Annotated in this window: 12 protein-coding genes; 5 read left to right on the top strand and 7 right to left on the bottom strand. The window is 57.0% G+C overall.

Annotation, left to right across the window (positions count from 1 at the left end; translation table 11 throughout):
* The first annotated feature begins 88 nt into the window (after positions 1–88).
* The 4 genes from N5J69_RS00215 (at position 89) to cho (ending at position 4,113) form a co-directional block, all read left to right on the top strand.
* The gene (locus N5J69_RS00215; protein ID WP_279767269.1) at positions 89–1,291 is read left to right on the top strand and encodes a multidrug effflux MFS transporter; all 1,203 of its coding nucleotides are present in this window, start codon (positions 89–91) and stop codon (positions 1,289–1,291) included.
* Between the two features lie 118 nt (positions 1,292–1,409).
* Positions 1,410–2,234, top strand: coding sequence for an ammonia-dependent NAD(+) synthetase (gene nadE, locus N5J69_RS00210; RefSeq protein WP_279767268.1), 825 nt, complete (start codon positions 1,410–1,412; stop codon positions 2,232–2,234).
* Positions 2,235–2,294: 60 nt separating this feature from the next.
* Positions 2,295–3,185: an aromatic amino acid DMT transporter YddG gene (yddG, locus tag N5J69_RS00205; protein ID WP_279767267.1), complete on the top strand. Its 891-nt coding sequence runs from the start codon at positions 2,295–2,297 to the stop codon at positions 3,183–3,185.
* Positions 3,186–3,252: 67 nt separating this feature from the next.
* Positions 3,253–4,113: an excinuclease Cho gene (cho, locus tag N5J69_RS00200; protein ID WP_279767266.1), complete on the top strand. Its 861-nt coding sequence runs from the start codon at positions 3,253–3,255 to the stop codon at positions 4,111–4,113.
* A 72-nt stretch (positions 4,114–4,185) separates the two neighbouring features.
* Here the strand turns inward: cho and spy are convergent, their stop codons facing one another.
* The 6 genes from spy to N5J69_RS00170 form a co-directional block, all read right to left on the bottom strand.
* Entirely contained in the window at positions 4,186–4,680 is a 495-nt protein-coding gene (gene spy, locus N5J69_RS00195) for an ATP-independent periplasmic protein-refolding chaperone Spy (RefSeq protein WP_279767265.1), read from the bottom strand.
* Positions 4,681–4,988: 308 nt separating this feature from the next.
* The gene (gene astE, locus N5J69_RS00190; RefSeq protein ID WP_279767264.1) at positions 4,989–5,984 is read right to left on the bottom strand and encodes a succinylglutamate desuccinylase; all 996 of its coding nucleotides are present in this window, start codon (positions 5,982–5,984) and stop codon (positions 4,989–4,991) included.
* Positions 5,985–6,034: 50 nt separating this feature from the next.
* A complete protein-coding gene (astB, locus tag N5J69_RS00185) occupies positions 6,035–7,363 on the bottom strand; it encodes an N-succinylarginine dihydrolase (RefSeq protein ID WP_279767263.1) in 1,329 nt (442 codons plus the stop codon).
* On the bottom strand, positions 7,360–8,829 hold the full coding sequence (astD, locus tag N5J69_RS00180; RefSeq protein ID WP_279767262.1) for a succinylglutamate-semialdehyde dehydrogenase: 1,470 nt from the start codon (positions 8,827–8,829) through the stop codon (positions 7,360–7,362). The genes astB and astD overlap by 4 nt, the downstream gene beginning before the upstream one ends.
* The gene (gene astA, locus N5J69_RS00175; RefSeq protein ID WP_279767261.1) at positions 8,826–9,857 is read right to left on the bottom strand and encodes an arginine N-succinyltransferase; all 1,032 of its coding nucleotides are present in this window, start codon (positions 9,855–9,857) and stop codon (positions 8,826–8,828) included. Before astA ends, astD begins: the two co-directional genes overlap by 4 nt.
* Complete coding sequence (locus N5J69_RS00170) at positions 9,854–11,074, bottom strand: aspartate aminotransferase family protein (protein ID WP_279767259.1); 1,221 nt, start codon at positions 11,072–11,074, stop codon at positions 9,854–9,856. Before N5J69_RS00170 ends, astA begins: the two co-directional genes overlap by 4 nt.
* Before the next feature lie 927 nt (positions 11,075–12,001).
* Here N5J69_RS00170 and N5J69_RS00165 point away from each other — a divergent pair.
* Positions 12,002–13,075, top strand: a complete 1,074-nt coding sequence (locus tag N5J69_RS00165) for a porin (protein WP_279767258.1) — start codon at positions 12,002–12,004, stop codon at positions 13,073–13,075.
* A 76-nt stretch (positions 13,076–13,151) separates the two neighbouring features.
* Here the strand turns inward: N5J69_RS00165 and N5J69_RS00160 are convergent, their stop codons facing one another.
* Positions 13,152–14,708 (bottom strand): bifunctional diguanylate cyclase/phosphodiesterase, encoded by a 1,557-nt coding sequence (locus tag N5J69_RS00160; RefSeq protein ID WP_279767257.1) that lies wholly within the window; start codon positions 14,706–14,708, stop codon positions 13,152–13,154.
* Positions 14,709–15,235 lie beyond the last annotated feature (527 nt).

Below are 15,235 nucleotides of genomic sequence, written 5' to 3'. Positions count from 1 at the left end.
ATCAGTGTGATAGCGGCGTTAAGGGTCCCTGTCTTTCACAGCCTTACCCACTTTCTGTTCACCCCTTTGCTGACGACTCCGAGGATAAATGACCCCTGTACACTCCAACCGCCTGGTTTACGCCATTACGCTGGGCCTGCTGGCCGCACTGGGCCCGCTCTGCATCGACCTCTATCTGCCCGCACTGCCGCAAATGGCGCAGGATCTGCATACCGAAACCGCAACCGCGCAGCTGAGCCTGACCGCAGGTCTGTTAGGTCTGGGCTTTGGTCAGCTGCTTTTTGGCCCCATGAGCGATAAGTTCGGCCGCCTGCGCCCGCTAACGCTGTCGCTGGTGCTGCTGTTTATCGCTTCGATGGGCTGTGCGCTGGCGCAGGATATTCACCAGCTGCTGCTGGCACGACTGTTTGAAGGGTTAGCAGGTGCAGGCGGCGCAGTGCTGTCACGGGCGATTGCACGGGATATGTACAGCGGTCACGAGCTGACGCGATTTTTCGCGCTGCTGATGCTGGTCAACGGTCTGGCCCCGATTGGCGCACCGGTTCTGGGGGGTGTGCTGATGACGGTATTAAACTGGCGCGGCATTTTCATGGTGCTGGGCGGCATTGCCCTTCTGCTCATCCTGCTGGCACGCTGGAAGCTGCATGAAACCCTGCCCGAAGCGCGTCGCAGTAAAGGCTCGATCTTCTCCGCTTACGCGGCACTCGGTCAGGTCATCACCCATCGCCCCTTCATGGGTTTCTGCCTGACTCAGGGCTTTATGATGTCCGGCATGTTCGCTTACATTGGTGCCTCGCCGTTCGTGCTGCAACAGCTCTATGGTCTTTCCCCTCAGGCCTTCAGCTTCTGCTTTGCGGCAAACGGCATAGGTCTGGTTATTGCTTCGCAGACCAGCGCCCGCCTCTGTCCGTTGTGGGGCGAGTATCGGGTGCTGAAAGGCGGGCTGACGCTGGCTTTTGTCGCCTCCAGCCTGCTTCTGCTGGCCGCGCTGCTCCATGCGCCTTTGCCGCTGCTGCTGGTGGCATTGTTCTTTACCATCGCCAGTAATGGCGTGATCGCCACCACCGCCTCGTCGCTGGCAATGCAGAGTCAGGGTCACCGCGCGGGCAGCGCCTCTGCGGTGATTGGCGTCACGATGTTCACGCTGGGTGCGATTACCGTACCGATCACCGGCATCGGCGGCACGTCGGTACTGAGCATGTGCGCCACCATTTTTGGCTGCTTTATGATGGCCATTCTGATGTTCAGCGTGCTGGCGAAAAAACCGGAGCCACAGGTAAAAACTCACTGATTTCGAAACGTTTAGCCGCAATCAGTTGCCGCTTAAGCTTGTTGTTTTGGCTCAGGCACGTTAGCTTTATTAAAACGTTCGCATCGAGCCGACAGGCCACTGACCTGAGGAGAAGTTCATGTCACTGCAGCAGGACATTATTGAAGCACTGGGTGTGAAACCCGCTATCGACGCCGACCAGGAAGTGCGCGTCAGCATCGATTTTCTTAAAGCCTACCTGAAACGCCACAGCGGGCTGAAAACGCTGGTGCTGGGGATCAGCGGCGGTCAGGATTCGACCCTGGCGGGCGCACTGGCGCAGCGGGCGATAACGGAGCTGCGTCAGGAGAGCGGTGATGACGACTACACCTTTATTGCCGTTCGTCTGCCCTATGGCGTCCAGGCCGATGAGCAGGATTGTCAGGATGCGCTGGCCTTCATCAAACCTGACCGTTCGCTGGTGGTCAATATCAAAGAGTCGGTGCTGGCCAGTGAGCGTGCGCTGAAAGAGGCCGGTATTACGCTGTCTGATTTCGTGCGCGGCAATGAAAAAGCACGCGAGCGAATGAAAGCGCAATACAGCATCGCGGGCATGACCAAAGGGGTGGTGGTGGGCACCGATCACGCGGCGGAAGCGGTCACCGGTTTCTTCACCAAGTATGGCGATGGCGGCACGGATATCAACCCGCTGTTCCGCCTGAACAAGCGCCAGGGCAAACAGCTGCTGAAACACCTTGGCTGCCCGGAACATCTCTATCTGAAGAAACCGACCGCCGATCTGGAAGATGATCGTCCAGGCCTGCAGGATGAAGTTGCGCTGGGCGTCACCTACGAGATGATCGATGATTATCTGGAAGGCAAAAGCATCGATCCTGACAGTGCCCGAATCATCGAAGGCTGGTATCTGAAAACCGAGCATAAACGTCGCCCGCCCATCACGGTATTCGACGACTTCTGGAAGTAATACCGCGCCTCCTTTGCACCGGCAGAGGAGGCACCTTTCACTCACTTTGTTGATTGCTGCATGCCTGCCACCGTTTCGCGCGCGACTCTTATCGGCCTTGTCGCTATTCTGCTCTGGAGCACTACCGTTGGCCTGCTACGCAGCGTCAGTGAAGCCTTTGGTGCCACCGGCGGCGCGGCGCTCATCTACTCCACCACCGCAATCCTGCTCTGCCTGACCCGTGGTTTTCCCCGACCCGGCGCGCTGCCTGCACGCTATCTGTGGCTGGGTGGCACCCTGTTTGTGGGGTATGAAATCTGCCTGGCGCTGGCTATCGGAATGGCCAGCGATCGCAGCCAGTCGCTGGAGCTGGGCATGATTAATTATCTCTGGCCCTGCCTGACCATCGTGCTGGCGATCCCGTTTAATCAGCAGCGTTTCCGTCTCTGGCTATGGCCCGGACTGCTGCTGTCGCTGCTGGGGATCGTCTGGGTGATGAAAGGCCACGGCAGCGGGTCGTCCCTGCGGGTGTGGCAGAATATGCAGAGCAACCCTGTCGCCTATGCCCTCGCCTTTATCGCCGCCCTGACCTGGGCGCTTTACAACAACCTTACCCGCCGCTATGCCCGGGGGGCGAACGGCGTCACGCTGTTTTTTATTCTGACCGCACTGGCGCTGTGGCTGAAATATACCTTCAGCGATCGCCCTGAACCGATGGCGTTCGCAGTGGTGCCGCTGCTGGAAGTGCTGTTTGTCGGCCTCTCCACCGCCATTGCTTATTCTGCCTGGAATTACGGCATTCAGCAGGGCAATCTGACGCTGCTGGCCACTGCCTCGTACTTTACGCCGGTGCTGTCGGCCCTGCTGGGATCGCTGTGGTTCGGCCTGACCCCGCCGCTGGCCTTCTGGCAGGGCGTGGCAATGATCACCCTGGGCTCACTGATCTGCTGGCTGGCAACACGACGCCTTTAACCAGACGACTGGCGATCATTTCACCTGCCTGTTATGCTGTATGGACAACCAGTAAATGGAGTCCATCTTGGTCAGACGTGCTGCCATCCTTCGCCCGGAACCCGACGCGAATGCGATTTATCAATATCCCGAACACCTGCGTGAATGGCTGGAAGGCCTGCCGAATCACCCTGGCGTCTATACCTTCCACGGTGAAAGTGAGTCGCTGCCGCTCTATATCGGTAAAAGTGTGAATCTGCGTTCACGGGTCATGTCCCATTTCCGCACCCCTGATGAGGCGAAAATGCTGCGCCAGTCGCGGCGTGTGAGCTGGATCCCTACCGCAGGCGATCTCGGCGCGCTGTTGCTGGAAGCGCAGATGATTAAAACGCAGCAACCGCTGTTTAATAAGCGATTGCGCAAAAACCGGCAGCTCTGTTCGCTGCAGATTACCGACAGCAAACCGCAGGTGGTTTACGCAAAAGATCTTGATTTCAGTCAGTCTCCCAACCTGTTTGGGCTTTATCGCAGTCGCTTTGCTGCACTTGAACGGCTCAAGCAGCTTGCAGATGAGTATCAGCTCTGTCACGGCCTGCTGGGGCTGGAAGCGCTGAGTGTGGGACGAGGCTGCTTCCGCTCGGCACTGCGACGCTGTGCCGGTGCCTGCTGCGGCAAAGAGCCGGTCAGCGATCACCAGGATCGTCTGCTGGAAGCGCTGGAAAATGTCCGTGTCTTCTGCTGGCCGTGGCAGGGTGCCGTAGGTCTGGTGGAAGAAGGCAAAGAGATGACGCAGATCCACGTCATTGACCACTGGTTCTATCTCGGGTCGGTGAACAGCATGGACGAAGCCCGAAAACTGCAGCGGCCCAAAGGCGGGTTTGACCACGACGGCTACAAAATCCTCTGCCGTCCGATTCTGTCGGGTGCCTACCCTATTCTTCCGCTATAAAAAAACCGCCGATGCTGCCCACTCACATCAGTGGACAGCGTCGGCGGTCTCAGACCGTTGGCTTAACTACGGTTATTCAGCCGGTTCTGCTGGCGGGGCCATTTTGTCATCGTGCGGGCCTTTCTCAGTCAGACGCTTTTCAAAGTTTGCGTTGTACTGCTTCTTCTGCTCTGGCGTCAGCACGTTATAAAGCTTGTTCTGGGTTTCCAGCATCTTCAGCGCATGCTCTTTCGCATTAGCGGACATTTTTTCTGCCTGCGCTTCTGCTTTGCTCTGGTCAAAGCTGTCAGATGCAATGATGCTGTGGGCTGCGCGGCGCTCATCCAGCGATGGACGCTGCATATCTTTGCGGCTCTCTTTCATGATGTCACGCATCTGGGTTTTCTGCGCGTCGGTCAGATTCAGACCTTTAAACATCATCTCCGGGCCATGGCGCATTGGCGGTTTATGCATCGCTTTTTCGCTGCCTGCTGGCGGTGGGGTCAGGTTATCTGCAGCTGCATGGACGGCGCTGGCTGCACCAAACGCCAGCGAAGAAGCCAGTAAAAGGGAAGTCAGTTTGCGCATAATCGAGTCCTTATATTTCATGATAATGACGACAGCACTCTGTCGCGTCTTCGGAACCAAGCATACGACGCTGAACGTCAACTACTCAGAACCTGAGTAAAGCCGTGAAAGCATAAAAGATAAAAATCGGGCAATCATGAAGAGAATGAGAAGAAAAGCGTGAGGAATTGAAAAAGTTTATGAATTAACAGCGAATTTCGCAGAAATGATGGAGGAGTGTAATGGTTATGACAGGAAAGCGGAAGGCGCTCTCCCGTTTTTCCTGTCGATTTTTTAGCACCGATGCAATGCCCCGGTAAATTCAGGTATCAGAGCGGCAGTGCCCGGGTCTGTTCGCCCTCTTCTATCAGCATCAATCCGGCACGCAACCCGGCAGCAACGCTGGGATTCGGGAAGAGCACATATTCCTGCGCCTGCTGCACGTAATAGCGGGTGTCGCCATCCTCCGCCAGCAACGCCCCCTGTGGAAACACGGTAAAGTTCAGCGTTTCCGGCGACATATGCAGCGTGAAGTGCTCACTCAGTCGGGTGATCTGCTGCACGACGCGATAGTGACGCGGCTTAACCGCAGCGACCGGCATTGCTTCACCATAGAGTAAAGACGCCAGCGCCTGTTGTGCCGCCCTGAACTGACTCAGATCGTTCTCACCAAACGGCAGCGCTTTGCCGAGCTCCAGGGTACAGCTGGCCGCACCAAAGTGCTCACAGCTGAAATGGGTAAAGGTGCCGCCCGGCGCACGATGAAACACCAGTGCTTCCAGACCGGCTGCGGCCAGCCAGTCAAGAAACGCTGGCGGCCAGGGGCGTTCGTTGTGCGGCATCACGCCGAACTGAGTATGATAAGAGCCGCGAATCGCCGTGTGCATGTCAAGATGCCATCGAGTTTCATCGCATGCCCCCAGCTGCCAGAATGTCTCCAGCGTCTGCTCAAGCCGCAGCACGCGGCGGGCTTCATCGCTGTCATCAATCTGCTGCCAGCGTCCGCCAAACAGCCGGTTGATGTCATAGCGCACATAGCGCTTGCCAGCCCGAAGCGCTGAGGGATTACCCAGAATCACCAGCATGCGCTGCTGCAGCGGTTTTTCGCCGCGCAGCAAGGGAGTAATCAGCTGGTTTACGATTTCAACCGGGGCGGTTTCATTACCGTGGATCCCGGCAGAAAGCACCAGCGCCTGTTTCACCGGCACCGTTGGCTCCATCAGCAGTATGCCGTGATACAACCACTGCCAGCGGAGATGCGCGGTTTCACCCTGACGCGTACGCGGCACCTCGCCGGAGAGCGTTTGCTGCAAAAAGTCCTGCATCGTTCCTCCTTTTCGCCCTGAACAGGGGGCAGCCTGAGCTGCCCCCACCTTCACTGCTGAAATGCATATACATTTCCTAAGTCTAGCAGCTTCGTCAGTTCATCCAGCGCGTCGCGTCCCTCACGCAGCAACTGCGGGTCAGTCAGGTCGGCCTGGGTCAGGCGATCGCGGTAATGACGATCGACCCAGTTATTCAGCGTGGTGAAGAGCCTGTCATTCATCAGCACTGCCGGATTAACTGCCTGTAGCTCCTGTGGCGTCAGCACCACCCGCAAACGCAGACAGGCCGGGCCGCCCCCGTTGTACATGCTTTCACGCAGATCGAACACCTTCAGGGCTTTCAGCGGCGAGTCCCCTTCAACCTGTTCGCACAGGTAGCGCCAGACCTCAGGATGCTGGCGGGACTCTTCCGGCAGCACCAGCATCATGGTGCCGTCGGGACGGCTCAACAGCTGGCTGTTAAACAGATAGGTGTCCACCGCATCCTTCACCGAAACCCGGTTGTCCGGCACTTCGAGTGCCACAAAACCCGGCACGCGCGCCCGTAGCTGCGCCAGGAGTTCAGGCTGATCGACAAAGGCGTGCTGGTGACAGAGCAGCATCTGCTGGTTGCTGACCGCAATCACATCGTTATGAAATACGCCCTGATCGATCACCGCAGGATTCTGCTGTGCGAACAGCACGCTTTCGGGTGAAAGCTGATGCAAACGGGCGACGGCCTCACTGGCCTCGCGGGTCTGCCGCGCCGGATAACGCTGCGGGGCTTTTCCCTCATGGCTGCTGTCGCGGCCATAGACAAACAGCTGTACGCCGCGCTCGCCATAGGCACCGCCAAGCCGGTTATGGTTAGCCGCCCCTTCATCACCAAACATGGCCACCTGCGGCAAGGCATCATGCACCGCAAAATGACGATCGTCGCGGAAAACCGAACGCAGCAGCCAGGCCGTTTCCGGCGCTTCCATCGCCCGGTGAAATTTGTTGTTAAGGTTTGCCACCGTCAGATGAACCCGGCCATCCAGGCTGTCCGCAGAGGGCGAGACCGTGGCAGCATTTGCCACCCACATTGCCGACGCGGAACTGCACGCGGAGAGTAATCCCGGCGCGGTTTTCCCGGCTGCGGCCAGCACCTGCTCATCGCTGCCGCTGAATCCAAGCTGACGCAGCGCCGCAATATTGGGGCGCTCGTGTGGCGGGATCACCCCCTGCACATAGCCCATATCGGCCAGCGCTTTCATCTTCAGCAATCCCTGTTTTGCCGCCAGTCGGGGATTGGAGGGCTGCAGCTGGTTGCGGGTTGAGGCTTCGTTACCGAACGACAGCCCGGCATAGTGGTGCGTTAATCCCACCAGTCCATCAAAGTTTGCTTCCGTTGCCTTCATCGTGTCGCCTCCGGTGCGGAGAAATCGAGGCCCGGCGACAGCGTGGCAGGCAGCGTCAGATCCGGCGTCTCCAGCGAGGCCATCGGCCAGGCGCAGTAATCCGCCGCATACCAGGCGCTGGCACGGTGGTTGCCCGACGCACCCACACCGCCAAACGGCGCGGTACTGGCTGCACCGGTCAGCGGTTTGTTCCAGTTGACGATACCGGCACGTGCTTCCAGCAGCAGCTGATCAAACTGCTGGCGCGAAGGCGAGATCAAGCCGCAAGACAGGCCGTAGCGGGTCTGGTTCGCTAGCGCAATCGCCTCATCAAAGGTGTCATAGCGGACGACGCCCAGCAGCGGGCCAAAAACCTCTTCATCCGGGATGCCCTCTGTACCGGTTAAATCGATAATACCGGGCGTCAGAATGGCGCTGTGGCGATCCGGCCAGCGCATCGCCAGCAGTACCTTACCGCCCGCCTCAACCCGGCGTTGCCACTCACCCATAATCTTCTCTGCCGCGCCGGTGGAGATCACGCTCCCCATAAACGGTTGCGGTTCAGCATTCCAGGCAGCTGGTTCGAGCCGCCCCGCCACCTCAACCAGCCGCTGCAGAAACGCATCACCCGCCTCGCCGCGTCTGACCAGCAGACGACGGGCGCAGGTGCAGCGCTGACCAGCGGTGATAAAGGCTGACTGCAACGTGATGTTGACGGCCGCATCCAGGTCAGCCGGATCCTCTGCAATCAGGGCGTTATTGCCGCCCATTTCCAGCGCCAGCATTTTTTCAGGCTGACCGGCAAACTGACGATGCAACTGATAGCCGGTATGGGCGCTGCCGGTGAACAGCAGGCCATCGATCTGGCTACAGGTTGCCAGCGCCTGGCCGGTTTCACGTCCACCCTGTAACAGCCCCAGCACGCCATCAGGCAGGCCCGCAGCGACCCAGAGCTCAACAGTTTTTTCAGCAGTCAGCGGCGTCAGCTCGCTGGGTTTGAATACGACGCAGTTGCCCGCCAGCAGCGCCGGAACGATATGCCCGTTTGGCAGATGGCCGGGGAAGTTATAGGGACCAAACACCGCCAGCACGCCGTGCGGACGGTGGCGCAGTGAGCTTTCGCCCTCATGCTGCTCACCGGTGCGGCTATGGTAGGCTTTCACCGAAAAGCTGATTTTATTGATCATCGCGCCCACTTCGGTCAGCGCTTCCCAGCGCGGCTTGCCGGTCTCACGGGCGATGGTTTCTGCTAATTCTGTTTTGTGTGCCTCAAGCCCGGCCGCGAATTTTTCAATGATCGCCTGCCGTTCCGCCAGCGGGCGTCTGGCCCAGGCGGGAAAGGCAGTGCGCGCCGCCTCACAGGCCGCCGTAACCTGCGCGGCAGAGGCCGCGTGCCCCTGCCACAGGGTCTCGCCGCTGACCGGATCTGCTTTCGTCAGGATCTCAGCGTCACCGCTCAGCCAGTGTCCATTTATCAGGTGCGTCATGCTGTTTTCTCCTCTTTGCAGAGCGTCACCACGCGCAGGCTGTCGCCCGGCTGGCAGTGGAGCGCCCGCATCTGTTCATCCGTGAGCTGCACGCTGTCGCTGTCGGCATGTGCCGGGATCAGCGCTACACGGAACTGGCGGTAATGGTTGTTGGCAACCAGGCAGAGCGGCGCATCAGCCGGGTTTTCACCCCGCTCAGCGCTGCGCAGACGGCTTTTACGCACGGCACGGATGTGGTCGATATCGCACTCCAGCGTCGGGCCGCCATCAAAGATGTCGACGTAGTTAAGGTAGCGGAAGCCCTCCGCCTCCAGCACGGCACGGGCCGGTGCGGTTTGCGGATGCACCTGCCCAATAACGGCCTGCGCCTGTGGCGTCAGGTAGTCGATATAGAGCGGATGCTTCGGCATCAACTCCGCGATAAACGATTTCTGGCCGGTACCGCTCAGGAAATCGGCTTTGCTGAACGCCATAGAGAAAAAGCGGCTGCCGACGCTTTCCCAGAACGGCGAATGGCCCTGCTCATCGCTGACGCCACGCATTTCAGCTACCACCCGGTTGGTGAAACGCTCACGGAAACTGGCCATAAACAGGAAGCGGGACTTCGAGAGCAGATAGCCGTTTTTACCGTCACGGTAATCGGGATCGAGAAACAGCGTGCAGAGTTCACTGCTGCCGGTGTGATCGTTACTCAGGGAGAGCGTTGGCAGCGCGGCATAGACATTCAGCTCTTTCGAGGCGTGCACCTGCGTGCCGACGCGAAAGTTGTACCAGGGATCCTGCAGGCCGACCGCCACTTCAATAGCACAGATGCCCACGGCACGATTATCTTCACTGTCGGCCAGTACAAAGACATAGCCCTGCTCAGCGCGCGGCAGTGAATCCTCCCAGGTCTGCAGCGATCGATCAATACGCGCCTGTAAGGTGGCGCTATCGACGGGCAGCGAGGTCAGCCCGCCGCCGGTTTTACCGGCCAGCGCCATCAGCTGGCTTAAATCATCGCGTTCAACCGGACGGATTACCATCATGATGCGGACCCTCGTACCAGGCGCTCACACACCTCAGCAAAACGCGCCATACCCAGCTTCACTTCCTGCTCACTGATGTTCAGCGCCGGGGCAAAGCGCACCACGTTAGCACCGGCAATCAGCACCATGACGCCCATTTCAGCGGCAGCCAGGTTGATTTCTTTGGCTTTACCGGCAAAATCGTCGCTGAGCACCGCGCCAATCAGCAGACCCAGACCGCGCACCTCTTTAAACAGATGCAGGCGCTGGTTGATTTCATCCAGGGCCGCGACAATCCACTGGTGACGCTGCGTAACACCCGCCATCAGTTCAGGCTGATTGATCAGTTCCATGACTTTACCGGCAACCGCACCCGCCAGAGGATTACCGCCATAGGTGGTGCCATGCGTACCGACACCCATCACCTGCGCCAGATCGTCGCGGGTCAGCATCGCACCAATCGGGAAGCCGCCGCCCAGCGCTTTGGCGCTGGTGAGCACGTCCGGCGTGACGCCATAATGCATATAGGCGTACAGCGAGCCGGTGCGGCCAACGCCGCTCTGCACTTCATCAAAAATCAGCAGGGTATGATGTTTATCACACAGTTCACGCAAGCCGCGCAGGAACGCCGGGTCGGCAGGCAGCACGCCGCCCTCACCCTGAATCGGTTCAACAATGACCGCGCAGGTATGGTCATTGATCAGCTCTGCCGCAGCCGCCAGATCGTTAAATGGCGCATGCTGGATCTCTGGCGGCAGCGGTGCAAAATCTTTGGAGTAGGCAGGCTGGCCGCCCGCTGACACGGTAAACAGCGTGCGGCCGTGAAACGCATTCTTAAAGGCCACGATGCCACTCTTGTGCGGCCCGACACGGTCATGTGCCACTTTGCGCGCCAGTTTCAGCGCCGCTTCGTTCGCCTCCGCCCCGGAGTTACAGAAAAACACCCGGTCAGCAAAGGTGGCGTCGATCAACTGCTTCGCCAGCCGCAGGATCGGTTCGTTGGTGTAACCATTACCGGTGTGCCATAAACGTGCGGCCTGCTCCTGCAACGCCTGCTGTAACGCCGGATGCGCGTGCCCTAACGCATTGACGGCAATGCCACCGGCAAAGTCGATGTAATCTTTGCCGTTTTGATCCCAGACGGTAGAGCCTTCTGCGCGGACCGGTATAAAGGTTGCAGGCGCATAAACCGGCATCATCCATTGATCGAAATCGTGACGTGAAACGTGCAGTGCCATAACCCACTCTCCTGCTTTACTTTACCGGCCAGGTAAAGCTTATGTTTTAAAATTGTTAAAGGATGTTGTAGTGCAGCCCTACTGTAGAGTGCAGTTAACGTGCCAGCCAGAGAATTAATGCATAAAATGGTCTTCACAACGCAATATCAATGAGTTAGACGCTGACAATATTCACTTAATTTGCATATATAGTGAATAATTGTCTGATAGCAGCGCCACGGCCGGGTTTTAAACAGCAGAATTATGCATTCGCGGGATGAAATATCGCTTTTGTGATCGCTGATAAATTATCTCTCCAGAAATGCCCATTCTCTGCCCTGTTTTAGCGCAGTCTGCTTCTCAATGGTGCGGCTGACGCTGCCGGGTTTCGCCTGAGAATGAAGCGCTCACTGGCTAAACTTAACAACCTGTTTTCATTTATCACGACGGGCAGATAAAGAAGCCCACCGAATAGTGTTTACTTTATAAACAAGATGATTAGGGTTTAATCAGCGGAAAGGCAGATTATTTCTGATGTGATTATTGGTGCGGCAAGCTTATTTCTGTAATGATGAACAGATATTAATAAGCAGACTAATGGTTAGAGTAAAATCCTTGTGGAATTATCTTTATAAAGAAAACCCCTCTAATTATCCCAGACATGAAGCTGATTTTTTTATGTACTGTTAAATGACAGGAAACATTATAAAAATAGGTTCAGGTTACTGATTTTATTAAAAATACCACTCTCCCGCTTAAGTACGCCATCAGAAGAAAATCTTATTACCTTGTCATTTTATCTTCTGTTAACCGCTGTTATTCATTAGCTGAATATAGACATCACATTTTGTTACTTTTATTGCACTTTGTAATTTTAACTTTTTGTGTCATTTTCATTTCGCCCCGCACCAGGGGAATAATAATTAATGAATACAGGGTAATAATTAAATGATGAAGCGCACTTTACTGGCGGCTGTTATGCCGTTACTGATCGGTCTCTCCTCCGCACAGGCCGCAGAAGTTTATAACAAGGATGGCAATAAGCTGGATCTGGTCGGCAAGATTAACGTGTCTCACCTTTTTTCTGACGACGACAACAACAACGGTGATACCTCTTCTTATGCCCGTTTTGGTTTCAAGGGTGAAACGAAGATTACCGATCAGCTCACCGGCTATGGCTTCTGGCAGTATCAGTACAGCCTCCACAACTCCGAAGGCAGCGATGCGCAGAGCAGTAACCGTACCCGTCTGGGCTATGCTGGCCTGAAATTTGGCAAGGCCGGTGCGCTGGATTACGGACGCAACTATGGTCTGGTCTATGACGCGCTGAGTTACACCGATATGCTGCCGTTCTTTGGTGGCGATTCCGGTTACACCGACGCCTTCCTCTCCGGCCGCTCAACCGGCGTGCTGACCTGGCGTAACACTGATTTCTTTGGTCTGGTAGACGGTTTAAACCTTGCTGCACAGTATCAGGGTAAAAACGATCGCAGCAGTAACATCGACGGCGTGCGTCGCTCTAATGGCGATGGTTTTGCCCTCTCTGCCTCGTATGACTTCGATTTCGGCCTGAGCTTTGCTGGCGCATTTGCCAGCCTGGATCGCACCACGGCACAGAATGCAGCCGCACGCGGTGAAGGCGAAAAAGCGCAGCACTGGGCAACGTCCGTCAAATATGATGCGAACCAGGTTTATCTGGCAGCGATGTATGGTGAAACGCTCAACGCCACGCCGATCAGCGGCGGCTTCGCCAACAAAGCACAGAACTTTGAAGCTGTGGCGCAGTATCAGTTCCTGAATGGCTTCCGTCCATCCGTGGGTTACGTCTCATCGAAGGGCAAAGAGATTGAAAACATCGGCGATGCCGACATTGTTAAGTACACCGCCGTGGGTGCCACCTACTACTTCAACAAGAACATGTCGGTGTACGGTGAATACCGCATCAACCTGCTGAAAGACAACAATCCGCTCGGTCTGGCAACCGACGACATCACCGCGCTGGGTCTGATTTACCAGTTCTGATGTTACAGCAGGCCCGGCGCGTCCTGCCGGGCCTGTTACTGACTCAGCCCAGGGGGAATCCGCTCCTGCCCTGAGCTCAGCCCAGCGCCCTGACTAAGTTAACAGCCACTGCTTCATCCTGCATCAGCGCCTCTGCGTTAGCCGATGCCAGCAGCGTGGTTGCCTGCCCGGCAGGCACCGGACGACTGAAGAGATAGCCCTGACCGTAATCACAGCCGCGTTTTCTGAGCCACCTCAGCGTGGCGACATCCTCAATTCCCTCTGCCGTGATCACCACATTCAGTCCCTGACAGAGCACCAGCAGCGTTTCCACGACTTTCCGCTGCTCTGATCCGGTCACGATACCGGCGATAAACGTCTGATCAATTTTGATTTTAGTAATTCCCAGCCCCAGCAATACGGAGAGGTTGGAATAGCCGGTACCGAAATCGTCCAGCGCCACGCCGATACCCGCCTCTTTCAGCAGTCGGATCGCTTCGCGGGCATCATCGGAGATGGCCATAACATTCTGTTCCGTGATCTCCAGTTCCAGCATCACCGGTCCGGCATTCTGCATAATGCGGGACAAACAGCCGGTCAGCGACGGTCTCAGCAGCTGCTCCGGGGTTATATTCAGCGACAGGCAGAGCCCGGCAGGCCATGCCCGTGTGGCATTGACCGCATCCTGCAGCAGCGCCACGGTCATGCTGTCCATCAGCCCCAGCCGCTCCACGACCGGCAGAAACTCTGCGGGTGAAACCGTCTGACCCGACGCGGTGATCCAGCGTGCCAGTATTTCAAAACCGGTAATATTCCCGGTACGCAGCGACACCAGCGGCTGAAGAAAGGGAACGATGGCATGACCGCTGACGGCGGCGACCACCTCCTGCTCCAGCCTTTCCCGCTGGCGAAACCGCAGCTCCATGTCTGGCGAGAATCGCGCCAGACGGGAAATCTTATCCTGCTTGGCTTCATAAAGTGCCAGGTCCGCCGCCCGCACCACGTCGGCCTGCCCCGTGCAGGCTGAACTGGCAATGCCTGCAGACAGGCTCAGAAAGGTATGCGGGCCGGTGCGGATGGCTGCCGCATACTGACAGAGTCGTTCCGCATCGGCCAGCGCCTGCTCAGCCTGGGACGACGGCGTAACGATAGCAAACTCATCGCCGCCAATGCGAAACACCTTACTCTGTGTGCCCGCCGAGGTGGTGAGGAGCCCGGACAGCGCTATCAGCGTGGCGTCACCCTGACGATGCCCGTTCATGTCATTGATGCTTTTGAAATCAGTGATGTCGAGCAGCGTCAGGGTGTAAGGGGCATCCCCGGCATTCAGCGCAGCAAGATGTGCGTTGAATGATCGGCGATTCATGACCCCGGTCAGCGCATCAGTCCCGGCCAGCCTGAGTGCATTTTTCTCCGCAGCCAGGATTTTGCGGATTAAATTCACGATAAGCAGCGCCGGAATAATCATCGCTATGCTGGCAAACGAGGTGGACGTCAGGATAAACCGTACCCGCTCACTGGTTTCAAAACCAGAGTCGTAGCCCAGGCCCAGCAGGCTGGAAATCCGCGCCTCAAGCCCGAATTCCCACAGCGTGGCAAGTAAAATGATGGTCGCAATATTCAGCACTGCGAGCCAGAAGAGTTTCAGGCGCATGCGTTAGTTCCCGGTGATGAAGAGTGTCAGAGTGTTGTTGTAATTATCAGTAAAAAAACCGGGGTGTATGTCTCATAGCCTGTCTGCTTAACTGCCGATGATTATCACCCCTCCGCTATTTCTGCTCATAGAAATCACGTGTTCCCAGCCGCCTCGCGTCAGCAAAACAGACGATCTGCTCTGACCGACGCGTGCCGGTGCGTCATCGATATCGATGAGTGTTCTATCGGCAGCGGCGGCCAGATTAACAGGCCCGTGCGGTTAAATTTGTGCATTACGCCGGTTGCAACAGGTTCGGCACCCGCGCTGCTGAGACCACGTTCAGCACATCAGGGCGCATCACGGGAGGTCAGTTAAGGTCTTAGTTATCAGGCCATTAACTCACACGAACTTAAGAGAGCTGTTGTGGAAATTTGCGTGGCCGAAGTGAGGAGCATGACGCTGTTTTATTTTTGACTGGCGCTGAAATCGCACCGATCCGATTCCGGCAGGACCGCCTTCCGTTGTACAAAATTAAATAGCACTCA

This window comes from Pantoea sp. GD03673, assembly GCF_029844725.1.
GTDB lineage: Bacteria > Pseudomonadota > Gammaproteobacteria > Enterobacterales > Enterobacteriaceae > Pantoea.
This window is presented reverse-complemented; position numbering and strand designations above follow the sequence as displayed.